The organism is Luteitalea sp. (assembly GCA_009377605.1).
Classification (GTDB): Bacteria; Acidobacteriota; Vicinamibacteria; order Vicinamibacterales; family Vicinamibacteraceae; genus WHTT01.
Window position 1 is genome coordinate 1 of sequence record WHTT01000188.1, and the last position, 2,629, is coordinate 2,629.

2 protein-coding genes are annotated in these 2,629 nt (G+C 66.6%); both read left to right on the forward strand.

Features of this window, described 5'->3' with window-relative positions:
* Positions 1 to 25 precede the first annotated feature (25 nt).
* Positions 26 to 1,087 carry an FtsX-like permease family protein gene (locus tag GEV06_28310; GenBank protein MPZ21756.1) on the forward strand — a complete coding sequence of 354 codons (1,062 nt, stop codon included), beginning with the start codon at positions 26 to 28 and terminating at the stop codon, positions 1,085 to 1,087.
* Positions 1,084 to 2,629 (forward strand): FtsX-like permease family protein (locus tag GEV06_28315; protein ID MPZ21757.1); only part of this gene is annotated, 1,546 nt, incomplete at its 3' end. The genes GEV06_28310 and GEV06_28315, both read left to right, overlap by 4 nt.

Below are 2,629 nucleotides of genomic sequence, written 5' to 3' on the forward strand. Positions count from 1 at the left end.
ACTGGGATTCGAGCCGGAGGGCGTGATGACGGCGCGCATCAACCTTCCGGAGGCGAAATATCCAGACGAGCTGCGAACATCCACTTTCTACCGTGGACTGCTTCAATCGCTCGAAGGAAGGCCAGAAGTTCAGGCGGTCGGTCTGGGAACAAGCGCACCCTTCACGACCGGCGTTCGTGCGACCGCCAACGTCCGGGACCCCGCGTCCAGCGCCGTCTCGCCGGACGCCCCGACGGACGCCGTGGAGCACATGGTCAGTCCTGATTACTTTCGGGCGGTCGGTGCGCCCCTACTGGCGGGGCGCTTCTTTGGCGAGCAGGATCGCCTGGGTGGGCCGCTCGTCGCACTCGTGAGCCAAGGCTTCGCGCGCCATGCCTGGCCGGACAGGAGTCCGATTGGGCAGACGCTCGAGAGAGATGGTCGGCGGTACACGGTGGTGGGCGTGGTCGGCGACATGCGTGGCTTAAGCGGTGTTGGTGCGCGCGGCGGCGGTCTCGATCGCGCGCCCCAGGCTGCAGTCTACTTCGCTGCGACCCAATGGCCACGGGGGGCGATGACGTTGCTCGTGCGCGTCAGCGGTGAACCGTCCCTGACTGTGCCTGCGATCCGTGAGGCCGTAAGTGAGATTGATCCCGCGCAACCAATCTATGACGTACGCAGCCTAGACGACTGGCTCGACGAGAGCGCTGCGCAGCCGCGGGTCACGACGATGCTGGCCGCTGCGTTCGCTCTCACCGCGCTGCTGCTCGCGGCCGTCGGGATCTACGGCGTGCTGTCGTACACCGTGGCGCAACGCACGCACGAGATCGGGCTGCGCTTGGCGCTCGGCGCTGGCCGCACACAGGTGTTGTGGCAAATCCTGCGCGGGGGACTGCGCGCAGTCCTCGCGGGCATGGTCGTCGGAACGCTCGGCGCCTATCTGGTCGGACGTGCGATGCAGGGCCTGTCGTTTGGCGTCGGCGCCATCGATCCGCTCGCGTTCAGCATCGTCGTGGGACTCTTGCTCCTGTCCGCTGTGCTGGCCTGCATGGTGCCGGCACGTCGCGCCGCGTCTGTGGATCCGCTGACCGCGCTGCGCGACGAATGACACATGTCCGACCCGAAGACAGACACGGTCGCGCGGCGCCTGGAGGCGTTGTCATGAACTTGCGAGCCATCGTTGCACGGGTTCTGGATCTCGTGCGCCGGAGGCGGCTCGAGCGCGAGCTGGACGAGGAGATTGTCGCGCACCTCGAGCAAGCGGAGCAGGACTATCTGCGCGCCGGCCTGTCACCCGAGGAGGCCCGCCGGGCCGCGCGACTGAGCTTCGGCGGTCCGGAGCAGGTGAGAGCAATGCATCGTGAAGTCCGCGGATTTCGTCCACTGGCAGCCGTCGTGCAGGACGCCCGGTTCGGGCTCCGCTCCCTGATGAAGCAGCCGGCCTTCGCCGCCGCGGCCATCGTGACACTGGCACTTGGCATTGGCGCCAACACGGCGATCTTCAGCGTCGTCGATGGCGTGCTTCTGAGGCCGACACCCTTCGAGCAGATGGACCGCCTCGTTATGGTGTGGGAGACCGATCGGAACGGCGACACCGTGCGTGAGCCCGCGTCGTTTCCGGACTATCTCGACTTCCAGGAGCAGAGCGGGAGCTTCGAGACCCTGGCGGCCCTTGCGGGCGCCGAGGCGAACCTGATGCCCGACGCTGGTGATCCCATCCGTGTAGCCGCGCTCCGCGTGAGCCACGAGTTCTTACCGATGGTCGGCATCCGCCCGCTGCTCGGCCGCACATTCACCGCGCAGGAAGACCGGTCCGGCGGCCCACGCGTCACGCTCATCGGAGAGGCGCTGTGGGGTCAGCTTTTCTCTCGTGACCCCGGCGTGGTCGGCCGCACGATCCGCCTCAACGGCGACGTTCACACAGTCGTCGGCGTGCTGCCAGCGAAAGCGGATTTCGGGACACTGCAGATCCTTGGCGCCGCCGCGTATCGACGATCCTTTGCCGATCGGGGCGGCCGGGTAGACGTCGACGTCTGGGTGCCGCTTCAGCTGAGTTCCGAGATCCCCCGTGACTATCATGGCTCATTCGTGATGGGACGTCTCGCGTCCGGTGTGACTCCGATGACCGCACAGCAGGAGATGAGCGGCATCGCTGCAGATCTCGAGCGCGCCTATCCCGCGAACGACGGGAGGGGCGTGTTCGTCGAATCCCTGGCCGATGTCGTGTTCGGTCCGGTCCGCCCGGCATTGCTCGTGCTGCTGGGGGCAGTGGCGCTGGTGTTGCTCGCCGCATGCGTAAACGTCGCCAATCTGTTACTCGCGCGCGGCGCAGCGCGCGTGCGTGAAGTGGCGGTGCGGGGTGCGCTTGGTGCAAGCATGGGACAGCTCACGCGCCAGTTCCTTGTCGAGAGTGCCTTGCTGACGTTGATGTCGGCGGGTGTGGGCATTGTCGTGGCCGAGATGGGGGTCGATCTGCTTCGCGCGATGGCGCCGGCCAACATCCCCCGTGTCTCATTCGTCGGCATCGACGCGCGTGTTCTTCTGACAACGCTTGCTGTGAGCACGTTCGTGGCACTTCTCTTCGGCATGCTGCCGGCGTGGCAGGCGCGGCGCGTCGATCTTCTGGATGCGCTCAAGAGCGAGGCTGGAC

Excerpts from the sequence above, each read along its gene's own strand:
- GEV06_28310 (MPZ21756.1), top strand. The coding sequence starts at position 26 with ATGACGGCGCGCATCAACCTTCCGGAGGCGAAATATCCAGACGAGCTG.